Source organism: Pseudomonas pergaminensis (genome assembly GCF_024112395.2).
Lineage (GTDB): Bacteria > Pseudomonadota > Gammaproteobacteria > Pseudomonadales > Pseudomonadaceae > Aquipseudomonas > Aquipseudomonas pergaminensis.
Genome location: NZ_CP078013.2, coordinates 3,056,817 through 3,077,667, shown reverse-complemented (window position 1 = coordinate 3,077,667; position 20,851 = coordinate 3,056,817). Strand labels below are relative to the sequence as shown.

Here is a 20,851-nt window from a genome sequence, read left to right as displayed (position 1 = left end):
CTAGTCCGCATAGGGAACATGATTGTTAGAAATATATTTTCCAGTCACAGGGTCTTTAACTCCGAAATGTACATGCGGAACTCCCGGAGCGTGTGCTCCTGATATAGATCCTGAGTCGATACGGAACTCCTTAGTGCCATCAGCGCTGTGAAACACACCAGAGCCGGGCTTACCGATTTCCCTGTACTCGGGACCGAGATATTTTTGCCCTGCCGATAGAGCCTCATCGGTTGTGAGCGTCATAGAGCTCGTGAAATTTTTCTTACCAGATAGAGTTTCATTGATCACTTGATCTACACGCTGCCCAGCACCTGCTTCCAGTTGAATCTGTTTTTCAGCATTAACAAAAGTTTTCCAGTTTTCAGTAGGACCAGCTAGTGGAGTGCGTGGAGTAGCTGTTGCTTTTGCACCCCCGCCAAGTTCCGTTTCCGCTGCAGCTGTTTTCCCTGCAGTGCCCTCTGCCTTTGTGACCGCACCTGCACCGCCACTGAGAATAATGGGTGTGACTTCTTTAAGAAATCCCGACAACCAAATGTTACGCGCAATCACATAATCATGAAAGTTACTTTCTTGAAAGTCTTGAATAATGCTTTTTTCTTCTGGTCCAAGGTCTTTGTCGGAGGCGTATTGGTCCAGCGCTTTTGTAGCTCCATCGACTACCTCCAACTGTTCAAAACAGCCTGTCTCTCCGGCACATCCACCGAGTTTCGAGTTTGTCGTTTTGTCACTTATCGTCTTGTACTGCGCAGCAATATCGGTTCGGCACAATTTCGGATCTGCAGCGCTGCGACAGCCCTTCAAATCCTTGACCAAATCATCAACTTCATGGTGGTTTAGATAGTTGTATGCCGTCGCGCTTTTTGCGATATCCGCGCCCTTTTGTACATCCCCCCCGGTAGCGCTTGCCGCAGCGATCCCTACCAATTGCGATGCCACAAGCAACAAACCGGGGTTGTTGTTCACTGCTTTCGACAGTGTGGTGACCAGCGCTTCGTTGGCGCCCGCAGCAAGTGCCCCGGTTGCAAAGCTGCCGCCACCTGCCTGGCTCAACAACCCACCGACCAACGCATGCATCGCAATTTTTTCTCCTCCGGAATCTACCCACTCCTTGTCTTTGGCGTAATCGCCCACCGCGTTGAAAACAACCGCCTGCAATGTGCTTTGCAGTTGGGAGCCAAGGGCATTTTTCAGGTTATCCCCCAGACTCCCCCCTTTTATAGCGGTGCCAATCGCAGCCTGCGCGACCCCTTGAGCGCCGGAATAGGCAGCAAATTTTCCAATATCAGCTAAAGAGCCGAGGTCAAATCCCTTCGTAACTTTATTGAGGTTATCGCCCGTGACCCCAAACGCCGGATCCAGGACCCCTGCCGTAAACCCTGCCGCAAGAGCGCCAGTGAAATAACTTTTCAGTGCACTGCTGGACGTGATGTCCCCAAGCACCGCACCTAAATTGCCTCCGTTATTGATAAAGCTAATGGTAGCGTTGCTCGCAACGCTGGTTGCTACCGCAGTAAGCGCCACGTTGGCCCAGCCCGCAGCTACCGTTGAACCGGCTGCCGCGCCACCTGCAACAGCTGACGCGGATGCCGTACCCGCTGCCGCCATGGCGGTGCCTGAACCAATTTCAGCTCCCGCCCCAATCAACCCACTCGCAAGTCCCGCCGTGAAATAAGCCACCACAATTGCAATGACTAACTGCGCCCCGCCTCCTAACCCTGAATGGCTGTATTTGTAGGACTCGTGTATCTCTTTCACCAAACGCCAGTCCACATCCCCACGTTGTTCGGCTTCCTTGAGCCATGCCAGTTGGGGGTCAGCCTTCACCATCGCATCAATGGATTGGCTTACGGTCTGTTGGCTAACCTGCTTTACATCGATATGCAGACCTTCTACTGCCTGGATGACGATATCTCCCTTGGCAACCATCTGAGTCTGCCTGAAGGTTTCATCAGTGTTGCCCTTACCGCTCATGCTATTCCAGGCAAAGCTGTTTTTACTCTTGTCATGACTTTCCTGATGAAGGTCCTTCATCCCTTCAAAGCTGACTGCACCTCCACTGACGATCGTCAAATCTTCGCCACTGTCTAACCTGGCAACTTGAAACTTCTGATCGCTTACGCTTTTGATTGTAAGGTCACCACCGGACTTGATTTCACTGCCGACGTTGCTGACTTTGGTGAGTTCGTCACGTTGTGACTTCCCTGAGCCGAAGCCTCCTCCTCGCTTCATGTCGTACAGCGAGTAGTCGCGGTTTTCAGCGGACAGCAGTCCTATGTTGTTACCTGCGACCAGATAAGCCTCATCCCCAGCGCTGATACGACTGGCAATTAGCGCCAAGTCCTTACCTGCAATTAAAGTTACGTCACGACCGGCGCTTACCGTTGTACCGACTTGACTGACGTGATCTTCCTGACGTTTGGTGCTCGACGTTTTGCTGTAAGAGTGCTGTTCATCTGCACCTGCCGCCAGATACAGGTCGCCACCCGCGCTCATCGAGATATCACGCTTGGCCTCGATGTCGCTGGCGATCGCCGTGAAGTCACGCCCCGCGCTGACTTTCAGGTCACGCCCTACTTCTACGTCAGAACCGCTCTGAGTGATTTCCTCGGCACGATTACGCTTCCCGCCATTCATGGTGTCGTGCTGCTGCGCAGATATCAGGTTGACGTCACGCCCTGCAACGATCGTGGTGTCATTACCACTTTCCAGCACGCCGCCTTTGCTGGTGACATCGCGACCCGCGCCGAGGCTGAGGTCGTTCGCAGCCTCAATGCGCGCCGCACTGTCGATGTAATCAGTCTGTTTCGAAAAACCGACGTCATAACCCGCTCGGGTCACGCTGCGTTCGTTGATCACGTCGCCGTTGACGGCCGTCAACGACACATCGCGTCCGGCGATAATGCCGCCGGATTTATTGACAATGTTATTGCCCGCCAGCAGGTCCAGGCGGTTACCTGCTTCAATCAGGCCGCTGTTGATCAGGTCGTTGCCCGCGACGGCCGACAGGTTGTTACTCGCTCGCAGAGTACCGGCGTTCTCGAGGTTTTTACCGGCGATAAGGCTGACGTCCTGGCCCACAATCAATGCACCGTTAGGCGCCAATCGATTATCGGCCTGCGCCAGGTACACCACGGGCACCAGGACTTTTTCACCGTTGACCACCTGCTCTTCCAGCCACACGATGTCGTGGGTTAACGCGGCCACTTGCTGGCCCGTCAACGACACGCCTACCGACAGGTCCAGCGACTGTTTGCTGCGGATGGCGTTGTCCATCAGGTAACGGAATACCGCTTCGTCCGAGGTCTTACCGTCGATGAAGCGTTGGCCGGTGCGGTCGACAATGGCTTGCTGGATCAGTCGTTGTTCGTAGAGGCCATCGCCCAGACGCTTGGCACTGTCGTCGGGGTTGTAGCCCAGCCCTGCGAGCAGGTAATCCGAGCTCATGAACTGTTTGAGGTCGGTCAGTACCGGGTTCGTTTCGATCAGGTATTTATGCGGCTGCGAGACTACCTTGCTGCCCGGCAAGCCTTGCACGCGGTTGAGGGTTTGCCCGCTGACGGTCCCGGAAGCGCCCGCCGTTGTGGCCGCCAGAGGGGTGATGCCGGGCAGGTTGAAATCACCGGCCTGATTGGCGCTGACGCGGGTGTTTCGGTCCACGGTGGACACGCCCGGCACAACCAGGGTCGGCGTGCCTGCTGGCGTGGTCACGGCGGCGCTCGGATCGCGGTCGGAAGGGTTTAGACCCGCTAGATCAATACCGTTAACGGCGGGCGTACCCGCTTGATTGGCGGCAGTGATGCCGTCCAACCGCGTGATATCGGCGCCGGAAGTGCGGCCCGGAAGACCGGTAACGGTGTCGGCGCTGCCGGTGCCTGAGGCATTGATTGCACGGGCCTCGGCGGTGATGCCGCCAGCTTCACGCGACGCGACCGAGACTTGGCGGGTGCTGGTCGTGACCTGAGTCGCACCATCCAGCTGGAGCGTACGGCCTTGGCTTTCAGCAAGCGCCTGCTGACGCTGGGCCAGGCTTACATCGGCGCCGCCCATGGTCCAGCTTTGCGAGCCAGTGCCCGACTGAGCGGTTTGCTGGGTGGCGGTGCCTTGCCCGCTCACGCGGAACAGGCCGTTTTGGCCGCTGGGTAGGCTGAAGCCGGGCAGCGTCAGTGGGTCGACTTTGCGTTGGGCGAGGTCTGGCGGCAATTGGCGGTTGAGGTTGATGACCGTGGTATTGCCGGTGCCTGCGGCTTGGGTATTGGTGCTGCGTGGTGCGCCGGTGGCCGTGGTAACGAAAGAGCGTTCGACGCCGTTAGTGATTTTGTTGGTGGCGTTGATGGAAACGTTACCGCCAGCTTGAATGATCGCGGGTAAAAAAGTCGCCCCTGCGGCGGCAATTATCTTTTCAGCGAATGGGGTGGCACCGAGGATTTCTGCCGGTGCCTGGACGGTGACACCCGGTATGAAGTTGGCTTTAGGAACAGAAGCACCGACGCCCCCTTTCGGTCCGAAATTCAACTTGTAGGTCGCGATAGTCTGGTTGCGATCGGTGGGTTGTTTAAGCCCAACGATGGTTTCTTGCTCGGCGGCATTCCAGAAGTGAATAGTGCGGTTATACGTCGGATCATTGGCCGCGTTATAAGCGAATATTCTCGACCACAGCCCAACGCCGGGCTGCATATTTATATATTTAAGGCTTTGATAGCTCCCCAGCGAACTGGCGGTGTTATTAAAGTCAGCGACCGCAATATTGATGTCACCTACGGCAGAAACGGCCGAGTTAAAGTTTTCGAACTTATCGCCCAGCACGCTCAGCTTTTTGCCGGATACGATATTGGCGACCACCTGCTCCCCGGTGCTCTCGACATTAAAATTTTGCTGCCAGACAAGATGGGAGCTGAACACACCATTCTGCCCGGCAGAGTTGCAGCCAAAACACCGGACACCGATATTGGCAGAGACGGCGTTAGTGGTCTTAACACTAAAACTCTCCATCTTATTCGTCACAACCGCCGACTTCAGCGACATATCCCCCGTAGACTCAATCCGCCCCGACAGGTTATCCACCCGCGTCGCACGTTCAGCGCCGTTGTACCCGCCCACCTCAACCCCGACGAGGCTGTAGATATCGCTGTAGCGGTTGGTCAGTGTGCCCACTTGCAACTTCATGTCGCCGCCACTGAGCAGCAACGAGCCTTGATTCTGTCGAATGAGGTCATTGGTCAGGGTTTGTGCGTTGATCAGCAGGTTTTGCCCACTGGCCAGTGTGCCGAAGTTAGTCACATCACCTGCGTTGACGGTCAAGGCGCTGTTGGAGGTCAACCGTCCGCGGTTGGTCAACTGGCCGGCAGCGTTGATCGTGGTGGCACCGCCTGCAGCAATGCTCGCCAGTTCAGTGAGGGTCAGTTGCGCTGCCGACATATCCAGCGCTCCCACGCTGCTGACCTTGCCGTTGCCCTGATACGTGCCGGTCAACTGCAGCGCCATGCTGCCGTCACTGGCAATCAGCCCGTTGTTGGTCCAGTTGCCGCCCTTGCCTTCCAGGCGCGTGGACGCCAACAGTTGCCCGGTGTCGGTCTGGGTAAAGTTATTGACGTTGACGTTCAATCGCCCCGCCTGGATAACACTGCTGTTGCTCCAGGTGTCAGCGTTGAGCGTAAGGCCGCCCCGCGTGACGATGCTGCCACCGGCGCCGGTGACGTTTGGCAGGGAAATGTCGAAGTTGCCGTCGCCCACGTGCAGCAATCGCCCGTCGCTATTCAGGAAGCTGTTGGCCGCCAGGGTCAGGTCGGTGTTGGCGGTTTCCACCACACCGTTGCGGTTATTGAACAGGTTGCCGATCTGGAACAGCGTCTTGCCCCCGCCGCCCAGAGCGCGCAGTTTGCCAGCGCCGTTATCGACGCTGTCAGCCACCACACTCAAGGTGCTGTCGCTTTCAACCACGCCAGCGCGGTTAGTCAGCGCGCCCGTCGCGCTCAGGTCAATCACGCCACCGGCGATTTGCCCTGCGCTGTTGTCCAGCGTTTGCCCGGCCACCCGCACCAGACCTTTGGCATACACGCCGCCATTGGCATTGGCGAAAGCGCTGGCGTTGATCACGGCATCGCCTGTCTGCGCGGCGATGCGCCCGGTCTGGTTGTCGACGCGGTTGGCAATCAGGTTCAAACCTTGAGCCTGGATGATGCCGCCGCCGTTATTTAAACCGCCGGTCAGGCGCGCATCCAGCAGGCCTTTGAGGCTGGCCAGGGTGCCGCCGCGGTTATCGACATCCCCATTGATCCCCAGACCAAGCCCGGTCTGACCCTGCACATTGCCCTTGGCATTGTTCAAGCCTGCCGCGTTCAGTTGCACGTCGGCGTCCTGGCTGTAGATCAGGCCGTCCGTGTGGTTTTGCACAATGCCGGCGGTGGTGATCACCACGCGTTCCTTGCCAGCGATGGTGCCGCGCTCGCTGTTGTCCAGGCCGCCAGCGAGCAGCGTCAGCAGGCTCTGACTGATGATTTTGCCATCGGCATCGTTATAGACCTGGTTGGCACGCTGCAGCAGCAGCGGCCCGACGCTGGCGATTTTGCCGCCGCTGTTGTTGAGGTTGCCGAGCAAGTCGAGGGTCACCTGCCCGTTGCTGAGCAGGCTGCCGCCGTTGTTGGTCAGGTCGGTACCGGTGAAGGTGAAGGCCCGCTGGGCGTTGATGGTGCCCTGGTTGGCCAGCGTGGCGGCTTGCACACCCAGCGTGTCGCCGCTTTCAATCAGCCCGCCATCGCCGTTTACCAGCGCGCCGGTCACTGCCAATGTCTGCCCGGCGCCGCTGGAGAGCACGCCACTGCCGCGGTTATCCACGCTGGCAGCGCTGACATCCAGTCGACCTTGGCTGACCAACGCACCTTCGGTGTTGTTTTGCAGGGTGCCGCTCAAGCGCATATCAATCGAGCCGTTGCGGCTGACGAGCGTACCGTGGTCACGGTTGTCGAGGTTGCCGCCGCTTACGTTCAGGCCTTGCGCGCCAGACAGCAACCCCTTGGCGCTGTTGTTCAGGCTGGCGGCATTGACGCCCAGCGTCTGGCTGCTGATCAGCTTGCCGCCACTGTTGTCCAGGCTGCGCGCCGTCAGGGAAAAACCCTGCTGACTGGAGATTTCACCGTTGCTGTTATTAAGGTCACGGAGGTTGTTAAGGGTCAGGGGTCCGTTGGCGAGAATCAAGCCGTTACGGTTATCCAAATCACTGCCGTTGAGATCAAGGCTCATGCCCTGCTCACCGATAATCCGCCCCCCGGCCACGGCCAAGGCAGTCAGGCCCAGGGTCATCGCGCCTTTGGCCGAGACTTCGCCGCCGGTGCCGGTGTTGAGGCTGGCGGCCGTCAGGTTCAAGCTGCTCTGGCTGTTGATCAGGCCGCTGGCCGTGTTGTCCAGGGCCATGGCGTTGAGGGTGACGGCGCCGCCCAGCAAGCTGCCATTTTGGTTGTTCAGGTCGGCGCTGCGCACGTTCAGCGCTTGCGCCGCGTTGATCAAGCCTCGATCGCCGTTGCTCAGCAAGCCGTCACTGGTCAATCGCAGGTCGCCACGGCTGGTCAGGGTGCCGCCACGGTTGTCGACAGCCGCCGCGTGGGCGTCGAGGCTGGCGCTACCGAACAAACCTTTGACGTTGCTCAGGGCCTGATCGACGCGCACGATCAGGGCCTGATTGCTCAGCAGTTTGCCGTTGCTGTTGTCGAGGCTTTGCGCGGCCAAAGTGAAGGCCTGGCCGCTGGAGATTTCGCCGTTGTTGTTGGCAACCGTGGCAAGCCTATTGAGCAGCAACGGGCCGGCCGCATTGATCAAGCCGCCCTGGTTATCCAATTGACCGTTGTTCAGGTCAAGGCTCAGGCCTGCGTTGCTGAACAGTTTGCCGCCCTGCTGAGCCAAACCGCTGACGCTGGCGGTCAGGGCCTTGGCGCTGCCGATGCTGCCACCGTTGTTCAACTGCGCGGTGGTCAACGTCAGGGTATCGCCGCTGTTGAGACGACCGGCCTGGTTATTCAATTCGCCCGTGGTCAGCACCACCGGGCCTTTGCCGCTGATCACGCCCTGCTGGTTGCCCAGACTGGCGCTGCCCAGTGTCAGGCCGCCATCCGTCACCAACTTGCCTTGCTGGTTATTCAGCGTACCGCTGACGGCCACGCTCAAACCCTTGGCGCTGGACAGGCTGCCCTGGCTGTTGTTCAGGCTGCGCGCCTTTACATCCAATGCGCCTTCGCTGCTCAGCACGCCCTGGCTGTTATCCAGATCGCCTGCCAGCGCCAGCACCAGCGGTTGCTGGCTCAGCAGCTTGCCGCCGGTGTTGTCCAGCGAAGTGCCGGTAAGGTTCAGGCGTTGGCCATTCAATTCGCCGAGGGTGCGGTTGATCACCTGATCAACCGCAAGGCTCAAGGCTGCGCCTGCGAACACCACGCCTTTATCACTGTTATTCAACGACTGGCCGGTGACGGTCATATCGGCGTTACCCGTCAACTCGCCCGCGCGGTTGTCGATGCTGCCCACCTCGATGTTCAGCGCTTTTGTAGCGCCTGCCAGACCGTTGCGGTTATCCAGAGTGGCGCCACGCAGTTGCAGCGCATCGGTGCTGATCAGCTTGCCGTTGCGGTTGTCGAGTCGGTCAACGTTGACGGTGACCTGGGCCTTGCCGGCGATCTCGCCCGTGCGGTTATCCAGGGCTGCGCCGGTCAGCAGCAAGCTGCCGTCGGCAATCACACTGCCGCGCGTATTGTCGATCAGCTCGGAGGCGCTGAGCGTGACCTCGCCACGGCCGCTGAGCAGGCCGTCTGTGTTGTCCAGACGAGTACTGCGGGCGTCGAGGCTGGCCGCGTTGATATGACCTTTGACGTTGGCCAACAGCTGTTCCACCCGCAGGGTCAGCGCCTGGTTGCTGATCAGTTTGCCGTTGTTGTTCGTGAGGTTTTTGGCGGCCAGGGCAAATGCGTTCTGGCTGGAGATTTCGCCGTCGCTGTTATCGATACTGGCGACGTGGTTGAGCATCAGCAGCGGCGCGTTGATCAAACCGGCGTTGACCAGTTCGCCGTTATGCAAGTCGAGGATCAGCTGCGTGCTGCTTACCAGCTCCGCGCCGCCCAGTTGCGTGAGGCCGGTGAGGTTGGCATTCAGGATGCCGACGCTGGCGAGATGCCCGCTGTTGTTGAATTGGGTGGCTGTGAGGTCAAGCGTGTCGGCACTGATTACTCGACCACCGACGCCGTTATTGAACAGCCCGGTATTGAGCGTCGTGGCGCCCTGGCTCTTGAGCAGGCCTTGGCTGTTGTCGAGGCTGGCGCTTGTCAATGCGAGCGCTTGGGCACTCTCGACAGTGCCGCTGTTATTCAGCAGGTCGGTGGCGCTAGTGAGGGTCAGCGGCCCGGCGCTGGAAATGCCGCCGCCGGTATTGTCGATGCGCTGAGCTGCCAGCGTCAGGGCACCTTCGCTGCTGAGTTTGCCGCGCGTGTTGTCCAGGCCCGCCGAAAGCTGCACCGCCAGGGCGTGCTGCGCGCCAAAGGTGCCATCGGTGTTGTCCAGACGCGTGCCGGTAAAGCGTGCGTCCTGGGCGAAGACCAGACCTTTGGCCTGGTTGATCACCTCAGCCATCGCCAGTTCCAGCGCTGTGCCGGCAAGCAGTTTGCCGCCACTATTGTCGAGGTGTTGACCGCTGAGCGTGGTAGCTTGCTGGCTGGAGATTTCCCCGGCGCGGTTGTCGACGGTGTCGATCGTGAGTTTCAGCGCTTTTGTTGCCGCCAGCAGACCACCGTCGCGGTTATCCACGCTCTGGGCCTTAAGGGTGAGATCACCCTGGGCAACCAGTTGACCGTCCTGCTGGTTCAACACGCCGAGGGTAGCGTTCAGGTCATCCTGGCTGGCAATGCGGCCTTTGGCATTGTCGACGCTATCCACGGTCAGGCGCACCGGGCCGATAGCGCTGGCCAAGCCGTTCCCGTTATTTAGGGATTGGCCGGTGATGGTCAGCGCCTGCTTGCTGTTGAGCACGCCTGCGCGGTTGTCGAGTTGGCCGACTTGCAGGTTCACGTCCCGATTGGCACGCACCGCGCCGCCACGGTTATCCAGGCTGGCACTGCGCAAGGTCAGCAAGTTTTGACCGGACAAGCGGCCCGCGCGGTTGTCCACGCTACCCGCTTCAATCGCCATCACGCCCTTGGCGAGTACGGCGCCCTGGGACTGGTTGTCGAGCACACCGTCGACCTTCACAGTCAGGTCGCCGTCAGTCACCAGGCTGCCGGACTGGCTGTTGTCCAGGCTGGCCGAAGTAATATTCAAACGCTGGCCGGCACCCACGGTACCGCCCTGATTGAACAGCGCGCCGGTCGTCGTCAGGTCCAGGCTGATATCGCCCATCACTTGGCCGCCGTTGCGGTTATTCAAGGTCATCGCATTGACCACGCTGGCGCCGCCGCTGGACACCTCGCCGTGGTCATTGAGCAGGTCGGCGCCGAGTATCAGCGTCAGGTCTCTGGAGCTGCTGAACACGCCGCTGGTGTTGTCCAGTCGAGCCGCCTGGGCACTGAGGCCTGCAGCAGAAATCCGACCTTTGATATTGATCAGTGCCTGGTCGAGCGTGAGGCTCAGCGCCTGATCGCTGAGCAATGCGCCGTTGCTGTTATCCAGGCTTTGCGCAGCGACCGAGAAAGCGTGCTCGCTTGAGATTTCGCCGTTCTGGTTGGCGACCGTGGAGAGGTTCTTGAGCAGCAACTGCCCCGGCGCATGAATCAGCCCACCCGTGTTATTGAGGGCGCCATGGTTCATGTCCAGGCTCAAATCACTGAGGCTATAGAGCTGACCACCACCGCGCTGATCCAGGTCTGTAACGCTGACCGTCAGCGCCTGGTTACTGGCGATATGGCCGTCGAACCGGTTGTCCACCTGCCCTGCCGTCAGGTCCAGGCGATCGACGCCGGTCAGGCGCCCGCCGCTCCTATTATTCAGGGCGCCGGTGGTCACGCGCACGGCGCCGTCACCGGTCAGTTTGCCGCCACTGTTGTCGAGGCTGGCACTGGTAACCGTCAGCGCCATGGCGCTGAGCAGTTCACCGCTGCGGTTACTGAGGGCGCCGGAGGTGACCAGTTGCTGCGCCGCGCCACTGCTGATGCGGCCGCTGTCGTTGTTCAGTGTGGTGGTTTGCAGGGTCAGGGCGTTATCGCTACGCACGGTGCCCTGCCCGTTGTTGAGTTGCTCGAGGGTCAGGCTCAACGCGCCGTTGGCCAGCAGACGGCCGCCCGCGCTGTTGTCGAATTGTTTGCCAGTGAAGTTGAGGTCGGCAACGCTGGACACTGTGCCGCCACGGTTGTCCACGTTGTCGACAGTCACGGCCAGTGACTGACGGGCGTTGAGCACACCGTTTTCGCGGTTATCCAGCGTCGTGCCGCGCAGCTGCATAGGGCCCGCCGACACCACACTGCCGCCCCGGTTGTCCAACTGGCCGATCGAGAGGTCAAGGCGTTGACCACTGATCACGCGGCCGCCACGGTTGATGGCGATACCCGTATTGGAGACGGTCAGCAAACTGTCGCCCTGAAGCAGCCCAGCGCTGTTATCCAGTGTTTGGCTGTTGAGGGCGGTGGTAGCGCCGACGATTTTGCCGAGTCGATTGTCCAGCGCGGTGGCGACGAGCACCTTCACATCGTCACGCACCTTCAACTCGCCTTCGGCGTTGACCAGGCTGTCAGCCCGCAGGTCGAGCCCCGTCGAGGCGATCAAGCCCTTGGTGTTGTCCAGGGCTCGGGCGATACGCACGATCAGGCCTTGTTCACTGAGCAGTTTGCCACTGCGGTTGTCGAGGCTGTCGGCGGTTAAATCCAGCGCCTGGGCGCTGGAAATCTCGCCGCCCTGGTTGTCGACGCTGGCGAGGTTGCTCAGCAGCAGTGCACCCGGCGCATGAATCAAACCGCCTTGGTTGTTCAGGTGTCCGTGGTTCAGGTCCAGGCTGACGCCCGACTGGCTGTAGAGGCCGCCACCGTTGTGTTGGTCCAGGCCGCTGACGCTTGCCGTGAGTTGCAACTGGCTGCTGATACGCCCGCCATTGCTGTTAGCCACCTGGCCGGCCTTCAGGTTCAGGCTGGCGTCACTGCTGAGGGTGCCTGTGTCGTTGTTCAGCGCGCCGGACAGCGTGACAGCCAGTTGGCCCTTGGCGTTGAGGTTGCCCGTGGCGCTGTTATCAAGGCTGGCGGCGCTCACTTGCAAAAAGGTCCCGGCGCTGAACAGGCCGGCCCTGTTGAGCAGTTGTGCGGCAATGCGCGCCGTCAATTGCCCATCGCTGACCAGCTTGCCGCCGCCGTTGTCCAGGCTCGCCGCACTGATATCAAGACGCTGCCCTGCGCTGAACGTGCCCTGGCGGTTATCAATCGCTCCCAGGCTGGTGAGGTTGAGCGCGGTATCGCTTTGCAGCAGCCCTTGGCGATTGTCCAGCGACGCACTAGTGAGCGTCGCGGTACGCGCCAACAGCTTGCCGCTGCGGTTATCCAGGGCCCCGTCGATCTGTGCGATCAGGCCGTCACCGGCGCTCAACGTACCGCCTCGGTTATCCACGCTGCCCGCACGTAAATCCAAAGCGTTGGCCGATACCAGGCCCTGGGTGTTGTCGAGGGCACGGGCGATGCGCACGGTCAGCGCTTGCTCGCTTAGAAGCTTGGCACCGGCGTTGTTCAACGAATCAGCGGCCAGACTGAATGCCTGGCTGCTGGAGATTTCACCTGCCGTGTTGTCAACGCCTGCGAGGTTGCTCAGCAGCAGACGCCCCGGCGCATTGATCACGCCACCGCTGTTGTTCAGATGGCCACCGTTGAGGTCAAGGCTGACATCGCCCTGACCAAAAAGCCGGCCGTCATTGTGTTGATCAAGGCTTACGACATTGGCCGTGAGCGTCTGGCCGCTGCTGATGCGCCCGCCTGCGCTGTTGTCCACCTCACCGGCCTTCAGGCCAAAACGGGCCTCTGCACGCAAGGTGCCGTGCTGATTATTCAGCGGGCCATCCAGCTGCAGGTCGAGGTTATTGGCGACAACATTACCCTGGCGATTGTCCAGGCTGCCCAGGTTAAGGCGTGCATCGCCCTTGGCCGCAAACAGGCCTGTCTGGTTCAGCAACTGGCCGGCAATCTTCGCCGTCAATGCGCCGTCACTGGTGAGCTTGCCTTGTGTGTTGTCCAGGCTTGCAGCGGTGAGGGCCAGCGAGTTGCCTGCCGCCAACGTGCCGAGTGTGTTGGTGAGCGCGTCGCTGGTGATCGCGAGTGTGCGGTCGCCCTGGATCCTGCCGCTGCTGTTGTCCAGCGCGGCCGTTACCGACACCAGGTCAGTCGCCACCAGCTCGCCGTTGCGGTTATCCAGGCCAGACGCCGTCAGTTGGGTCGATTGGCGCGCAGCGATGCGACCGCCCTGGTTATTGACCTGGCCTGTCACGTTCAGGCTCAACGACTGCCCCGCCGACACCAGACCCGCCACGTTATCCAGCGCATTCAACTGCAACGTGACCTGCGCAAGGCTCGACAGCTCTCCCTGGCGGTTGATCAGTTGGCCGATGCCGGCCGTCAGGTTGCCGGTGCTGGTGATCAGGCCGCCCTGACTATTAAGCAGTTGAGTGGCGTTGATCCCGAGGTTGCCCGCGCTGAGGATGCGGCCCTGGTTCTGGTTATCCAGCCGCGTGGTATTCAGTTGCGCGTCACGCTGAGCACTCAAGGTGCCGCCCTGATTGGTCAACTCGCCGGTATTGAGCGTGAGGTCACGGCTGGCAATCACGGTCTTGCCGGTGTTATCGATGGCCTGCGCGCTCAGGCGCACGTCGCCCTGGGCGTTGCGGCTGTTATCGGCGTTGACGCCCGCTTCGATAATCCCGCTGTTGGTCAAGCGGCCACCGGCGTCCAGCGTGATGCTGTTTTTGGCCGCGAGGGTCTGGCTGTTGGTCAGGGCGCCTTGAGTGCTCACTGACAGATCGGAACCTGCGTAAACCGCGCCCTGCGTTTGCACACTGGCAGCTTTGACCGCAATCGCCGTGCCCGCCGAAGCCTGCCCCATCACCACATTGCCGGCGGTATCAATTTGAATGTCGCCGCCTGCAACCATGTCGCCCGACAACCGTACGCCCACGCCGGCCTCAGTGCCGATCAGCTTGACGGCGCCGACGTACATCCCGCCCAGCGCCGATGAGTCAATCGCGAGGTCCGGCGCCTGGCTGCCATCCGCCGCGCGGGCCGTGGCGTTGAGGGTGCGTGCGTCCACATCGTTGCGGCCCGCCACGATGGTGAGCTTCTTCGCCTGGATCTGCGCGTTGATCGTGGTGGCGCGGGTGATGATTTCGAACTGGTCGATGTTGCTGGCGTTCAGGCCTGCGCCTTCGATAGCGACGGTGCCCTGGTCAACCTGATAGCGGTTGATCTGGCCGTTTTCGATCACGGCCTTGCCGGTGGTCAGCGTTGCTTGCGGCGTGTTGATAAAGCCGCAACCGTTGCAACTGATGCCGTACGGGTTGGCCACGATCACATGGGCCGACTGCCCCGCCACTTCGGTGTAGCCGCGCAGTTGGCTGGGGCTGCCGCCGTTGACCTCATTGAGAATGATGTTGGCCGCGGTGCCGCGAAAATTCGGGTTGCCAACGATGATGCCGCCCAATTGGGTCGATTGGGTGCGATCCGTGGCGTTGTTGAGAATGACCCCGTTGGCGCCGACGTTGTAGTCATGAAACTGGTTGTGCGAAAGCCCGTTGGCGTTCGGTGCAGCAATATTGACGATCGGCACGCCATTGCCCGTCTGCCCGAGCGTGGTGCCCGGCGCGTTCACCACAATACCGTCCGCCTGCGCCAGCAACGGTTGCCAGAACATGGCGTTGGCCAAAATCAGCGCCACCCCGCGCTTGGGCAAGCCCAGGAAGGTAGAGCGGCTTTTCAGGGCCGCAGAAGGCTGGCGCACGAGGAAGGCAAACTGGCGAACATCCATGTCTTGTCTCTATGCCCGAAGGCGGTAATCAGGTTAAAGGAAAAAATCCAGGCGGAAATAGATCGGCGCTTCGCGTTCAGTGATCGCGTCCGGTCGTTCCAAAGAGTGTGCAAAGGTCACTGTCGCTGCGACGTTCTTGCCGCGTGCAAACAGGTCCAGGGAGTTACTGCTCATGCGCCCGTGCTGCTCGGCGTTGTAGCGGTCGTGGCTGATCACGCCGCGGTCGTAACCGAGGCTGGTGCCGTATTCGGACAACACCGGCTGCAGCCAGGCCCAGGTCACCGGGCGGCTCCAGCGCAGGTCGTTGCGCCAGTAACCGCCGCTGTCGCCGGAGAGCATCTGGTCCTTGTAACCGCGAATCGACGACTGCCCGCCCAGGCTCATGCGCTGCGGGCTGAACAGCACGTCTTCGCTGTGCTGGCCGGTCATCAAACTGCTGAAACTGAACGACTCACCCCACAGTTGGAACGGGTACAAGTAGCTCACCGTGGCGGTGTATTTGCGGTAGCGCGCATCCGGCTGGCCGGGGCCTGCGTGGCGATTGGCCTGGGCGTCGAAGGCGCCGATGCCGTCCTGCATACCCAGGTCAATGTTGAGAAATGAGCCGCCGATGCGTCGCCCGTGATTGATGCCGAACTGGGCTTCGCTGAGGCGGTTGCTGCTCAGGGCCAGCTTGCTGTCTTCGATGTAGTTGTTGGTGCGCAGGTAAGCCACGCCCGTGCTCAGCGACGTTTTACTCAAGGCGTCACGGTGTATGACGCGCTCCAGGCGCAACTGGTGGTTCTGGCTGTCACCGGTCTGCTTGAACTTGAAGTTGTTGGCTTCGGGCCGCGAGCGGTATTCGCTTTCGCTGTAGCTGTACGAGGCGGTCCACCAGCCAAACGGCAAGCTGTAATTGAGCATCGAGTTGCGTGAAGTTTTCTGGTGGTCGCTCACCGCATCGTGGCCACCGCGCAGTGAGAGTTGGTCAGCCAGACCCAGCGGGTTATCCCAATCGAGGTTGGCGCCCCACTGCTGCTCGCCCGTGCTGCGCTGGCCGCCGTTATTGCGCGAGAGCCCAACGCGCCAAGGCTTTTGCGCGGTGTTTTTGACCAACACATCGCTGCCGCCCACCGCTTTGCCTGGCGCCAGTTCCATCTGCGCCTGGTTCGATGGCAAACGGTTCAACTGGTCGACCATCTGCTCGATTTCACGCAGGTTGAGCAAGTCACCCGGCTTGCCCGGAAAACTCATCGCCAGTTGGCGGTCGGTAATGCCGCTGCCTTCGGCGCCCTTCAGCCCTTCCAGCTTGCCCTCGACCACCTGGATTTTAAGATTGCCGCTGGAGAGATCCTGTTGCGGCAGGTAGGCACGGCTGGTGACCAGGCCTTTGGCGAGGTAGCGGTCGGTGATGACCTTGAGCAGATCATTGAGCTGTGGTACGCCCAGGCACTGGCCAATGTAAGGCTTGAGCAAGTTGTCGCGCTCGCCTTCGGAGAGGGCGTCAGCGCCGGTGAGCTCGATGGTTTTGATCAGGAAGCAACGGGTGTCTGCCTGGGCTGTCGGTTTGTCGGAGGCAGCGGTTTTGCCGGGCAGATCCTTGAGTTCTTCGAGGCGGCGCTGCTGCTCTTCGAGCAGGCGATCCTGACGATCGCGGATCAGGTCGGTGACGCCTGGCGTATTCTGCAGGGGCGCGGCTTGGGCCATAACGTTTGTGCTCAGGCCAAAAAAAGCGGACAGCAGGCTGAGCCTGGTCCGACGTACCGAACGCCACATTTTTAGATCCCTCTAAATGGCCTTGTGCCACTATTTTTTCAGCGATCTTAGGGTGGCGTTTTGATGGCGTCAATTAAATGTACCAGTATGTTTCGGTTTTGATACCCGCTGCTCCTACCCAGCGCAAAAATACTAATTAATATCAACTGGTTAATGTTCTGCGTAGACGTTGTCGGAGCGCACCCTGAAACGATCTACCGCGCGTACCCTTTTTAAGTGTCGACGGGTTGATTCCGAACTGCTTGCGGAACGCCGTCGCAAAGTGGCTGGCGTTGGCGTATCCGAGGTCCGAGGTCCGAGGCGATGCGCATCACAGGCTCGTTGCCGGTCAGTGTGACTGACCCGGCAGGTGCATTTGGCAAGGCGAGGCAGAAATAAAACGAAGTGCGGCTACCCTGAACAATGTCCCATTCGACAACGGCAAGAATCAGGAGTGATGGAAATGCGCAGTTTTTCCCTTCAACGTATCGATCATGTTGTTTTGCGGGTCAAGGACATTGAGCGCAGCCTGGCGTTCTACACATCCGTGCTGGGGTGTGATGTCAAAAAACGCCGTGATGCCCTCGGCATGATTCACCTGAGCGCTGGCACATCCATGATTGACCTGGTTGATGTGAACGGGCCGATCGGGCGTCAGGGTGGGCAGCCGGCAGGCAAGCAAAGACACAATGTCGATCACGTTTGCCTGCGGGTCGAGCCGTTCGATGAACAGGCCATTCTCCAGCACCTGGCGGCGGCCGGGGTATCCGCTGAAGCGGCCGTGATGAGGTATGGCGCGGAGGGAACCGGGTTATCGATGTATCTCAATGACCCTGATGATAATCAGATCGAGTTGAAAGGCCCTGCGGTGCAGGCCTGATGGCTGGAAAGCGTCGAGCCTGAGTCATCATCCGACTGCGCCAGTGAACTTGTGCACGCACCCTTCCCGGTAAACTCAATCTGTTCGACCGCGTGCCAGTGCCCCCACCGTCAGGCTTCGGCGCCCTAATCGAAAGCCCCTTCGAGCACCTCATAAATAAGGCCGGAAGCAATAGCCACGAGGATCAGATCGCTGCCCGCCTGCCGCCATTCGTAGCCGTCATAATGCGGCAGCCTGCCCAGCAGGCGCCCATCGAGCTTCTTGGCAATGCCTGGAGGCAGCGGTTTGCCTCGCGCTAAATTCTTCTGTATGCCAGGCGGCAGTGATGGGCCTGGGCTCCAATAGTCACGATAGCCACCAAGCACCCCCAGGATGCTGCCACGGTCGATACTGGGGGCGTGCCCCCTATCATCGGCGTCTGCGCCTTTGCCCTTGTGGCCCTGGTTGCCATGTCCCTGGCCGCCTTGTGCGTTGCCCTTTGCGGAACCCTGGCCCTTGCCGTTGCCAGGGTCGGCCACCGCCGCTACTGGGCCCAGGACCAGAGCGAGGCAAGTAACAGCAACCGCCAGCGTGCGGGGTTTGAACATGATCGTCTTCTCCGTAAGGGAACGTCCCTTGGAATGTAGTCGACATTGGCGATAAGCAGCGCGCCTGTTTTTCACATAATAAAAATAGGTAATTTTATTTCAGATATAAATAATATTAACTGATAATTATCTTATTCCAAAAAAGACTTTCCACAAGGTTTTTTTATAGATATATCTTCATTTCACAGACCGACCCCATACCTGGCGGAGGACGCACCCACACCCTCCAGGTTACCTCCATGCCAGACATCGCCTTCCCCACGCACTTCAAGAAATTACCTCTTTCACTCCTGACCGGCTCCCTGCTCCTGACTGCTGCGCCCTCTTTTGCCGAAGACGCCAAGCTCGACACCGTCACGGTGATTTCAACCGGCCTGCGGGGCCAGCAGCGCACCGTGGCGGACAGTCCGGCGCCAATCGATGTGATCAACAGCGACCAGTTGCTCAAGACCGGTCGTGCCGAACTGTCCGAGGCGATTGCCAAGCTGCTGCCCTCGTTCAACTTCGGCACCAACATCGCCGGCTATAACTCGGTGGCCCGCCCGCTGAGCAACCGCAGCCTGGGGCCGGCCTACACCCTGGTGTTGGTCAACGGTAAACGCCGGCACAACGGCGCCACCGGCCAGCGCGGTTCCATCGATAACAGCGGCGCGAACGCGGTGGATATCGACTTGATTCCGGTGAGTGCCGTGGACCATATCGAGGTGCTCAAAGACAGCGCTGCCGCACAGTACGGTTCGGACGCGGTGGCGGGTGTGATCAACATTATTCTCAAGAACACCAAGAGTGGCGGCCACCTGGAAACCAGCTACGGCCAGCTGTATTCCGGCCAGGGCGAAACCATCAAGGTGGCGGGTGACCAGGGCTTTGAACTCGGCCAAGGCGGCTTCTTCCACTTTTCGGCCGATGCGCGCAAACGCGGCAGTGCCTCGTGGAACGACAAGGCCGACAGCACCGTGCGCGCCTTCGCCGACCCGGCCAAACAAGCGGCCTGGGACCGGGTGGCGATCAAGAACGGCGACCCGGACCTCAAGGCCTTCAACCTGGCCTACAACGCCGAACTGCCCCTGGAAGACTTGACGCTGTACTCCTTCTCTACCTATGGCGAGCGGGACGCCGAGGCCGCCAACTACTTCCGCTTGCCCACCGGCACGGCGGCAGTGCCTGAGGTGTTCCCCGACGGTTACTTCCCGCTCAACAACATCAAGGACCGTGACTACCAGTTCCTGTTCGGCGGCAAGGGCTTGGTTGCCGACTGGAACTGGGACCTGAGCACCACCTACGGGCGCAACAACGTGCACCACTCCAGCGACCTGAATATCAACCCGTCGCTGGGCACCGCTTCACCGACCAAGTTCGACAACCTGGCGACCTTCCGCTTCGAGCAGTGGGTCAACAACCTGGACTTCACCCGCCGCTACGACAGCCTGTTCAGCCTGACGGCGCCAGTGCAGGTATCGGCCGGCCTGGAGCATCGCTGGGAGCACTTCAGTACGTTCGCCGGCGACCCAGAGGCGTATATCACTGGCACCTACCCCGCCGCTTCCGGCGCGCAGGCTGCCGTGACGATTCGCCCCGAAGATGAAGTGAGCCTGATCCGTAACAACTACGCGGGTTACCTCGACCTGGGCTTCGACCTGACCGACCGTTGGTTCCTCGACATGGCTGGCCGGGTCGAGCATTACGACGATGACTCGGGTAATACCTTCGGCCTCAAAGTGAACTCACGCTACGAACTGACCGACACTGTGGCTGTGCGCGGCACCGTCGGCACCGGTTTCCGGGCGCCCTCCCTGACCCAGATCGGCTACACCGTGGCCGACAATCGGGTGGCGACCGATGTGAACGGCAATGTGGTGCCGGCCGTGACGCGCCTGACGCCGTCGGGCAGCAACCTGGCCAAGGCCCTTGGCGGCGATGACCTTAAGCCGGAGAAATCCCGCAACCTCGGGCTGGGCCTGACCTGGCAACCGGCGCCACGCACCAGCATCACCGCCGATGCCTATTTGATCGACATCGATGACCGCATTGCCCTGACCAGCAATATCTATGACCGTGGCAATGGCGCAATCAACGCCATTCTCGCCGCCCAGGGCGTGCCCACGGGTACCTGGGTCAACTATTACACCAACGCCTTCGATACGCGCACCAAGGGCCTGGATGTGGTGGCCGACCACACCACACCGCTGGATACCTGGGGCGATGTGCGCTGGAGCCTGGGCTTCAACTGGAACAAGACCACCATCGAAGGCACCCGCGACACGCCGAGTGCGCTGGCAGGTTCGGGCGTGACCCTGGTGGGCCGCGACCGCGAAGGTGACCTGACCGACGCATCACCCAAGACCAAATGGATCCTGGGCGCCAACTGGAAGGTCCAGGACCTGGCCGTCAACCTGCAGACCGCCCGTTACGGCGCGGTGAAGACCCTGGCCGTCAACCCGACGGGCGACCGTAGCTTCGGCGCCAAATGGATCACCGACCTGGACGTCAGTTACACCTTCGTCGACAGCCTCACCGTCAGCATCGGCGGCACCAACATTTTCGACGTACGCCCCGACAAACATGCCGTGTACAGCAACCTCGGCCTGGCGGCCTACGGCAACCCACCGTTCTACCCAGGCGGCGGCTATTGGTACACCAAGCTGGCGTACGACTTCTGATCCACACCTTGCATGCACCCGCAACGCCACATGAGGGCACC

At 60.3% G+C, this 20,851-nt stretch carries 5 protein-coding genes; 2 read left to right on the top strand and 3 right to left on the bottom strand.

Going from position 1 to position 20,851, the window contains the following annotated elements; all coding sequences use genetic code 11:
• Both KUA23_RS13780 and KUA23_RS13775 read right to left on the bottom strand, forming a co-directional pair.
• Nucleotides 1-14,949, bottom strand: coding sequence for a two-partner secretion domain-containing protein (locus KUA23_RS13780; RefSeq protein ID WP_346356406.1), 14,949 nt, complete (start codon nt 14,947-14,949; stop codon nt 1-3).
• Nucleotides 14,950-14,982: 33 nt separating this feature from the next.
• On the bottom strand, nt 14,983-16,704 hold the full coding sequence (locus KUA23_RS13775) for a ShlB/FhaC/HecB family hemolysin secretion/activation protein (RefSeq protein WP_306428788.1): 1,722 nt from the start codon (nt 16,702-16,704) through the stop codon (nt 14,983-14,985).
• Nucleotides 16,705-17,146: 442 nt separating this feature from the next.
• On the opposite strand from KUA23_RS13775, the gene KUA23_RS13770 reads away from it, so the two are divergent.
• Nucleotides 17,147-17,563 carry a VOC family protein gene (locus tag KUA23_RS13770; RefSeq protein ID WP_252994153.1) on the top strand — a complete coding sequence of 139 codons (417 nt, stop codon included), beginning with the start codon at nt 17,147-17,149 and terminating at the stop codon, nt 17,561-17,563.
• Between the two features lie 125 nt (nt 17,564-17,688).
• Here KUA23_RS13770 and KUA23_RS13765 read toward each other — a convergent pair whose 3' ends face one another.
• Complete coding sequence (locus tag KUA23_RS13765; RefSeq protein WP_252994152.1) at nt 17,689-18,150, bottom strand: anti-virulence regulator CigR family protein; 462 nt, start codon at nt 18,148-18,150, stop codon at nt 17,689-17,691.
• A gap of 239 nt (nt 18,151-18,389) precedes the next feature.
• Here KUA23_RS13765 and KUA23_RS13760 point away from each other — a divergent pair, with 239 nt between their 5' ends.
• Nucleotides 18,390-20,810 carry a TonB-dependent receptor plug domain-containing protein gene (locus KUA23_RS13760; protein WP_252994151.1) on the top strand — a complete coding sequence of 807 codons (2,421 nt, stop codon included), beginning with the start codon at nt 18,390-18,392 and terminating at the stop codon, nt 20,808-20,810.
• The last annotated feature ends 41 nt before the right edge of the window (nt 20,811-20,851 follow it).

Excerpts from the sequence above, each read along its gene's own strand:
- KUA23_RS13780 (WP_346356406.1), bottom strand. The coding sequence starts at position 14,949 with ATGGATGTTCGCCAGTTTGCCTTCCTCGTGCGCCAGCCTTCTGCGGCC.
- KUA23_RS13775 (WP_306428788.1), bottom strand. The coding sequence starts at position 16,704 with ATGTGGCGTTCGGTACGTCGGACCAGGCTCAGCCTGCTGTCCGCTTTT.
- KUA23_RS13770 (WP_252994153.1), top strand. The coding sequence starts at position 17,147 with ATGCGCAGTTTTTCCCTTCAACGTATCGATCATGTTGTTTTGCGGGTC.
- KUA23_RS13765 (WP_252994152.1), bottom strand. The coding sequence starts at position 18,150 with ATGTTCAAACCCCGCACGCTGGCGGTTGCTGTTACTTGCCTCGCTCTG.
- KUA23_RS13760 (WP_252994151.1), top strand. The coding sequence starts at position 18,390 with ATGCCAGACATCGCCTTCCCCACGCACTTCAAGAAATTACCTCTTTCA.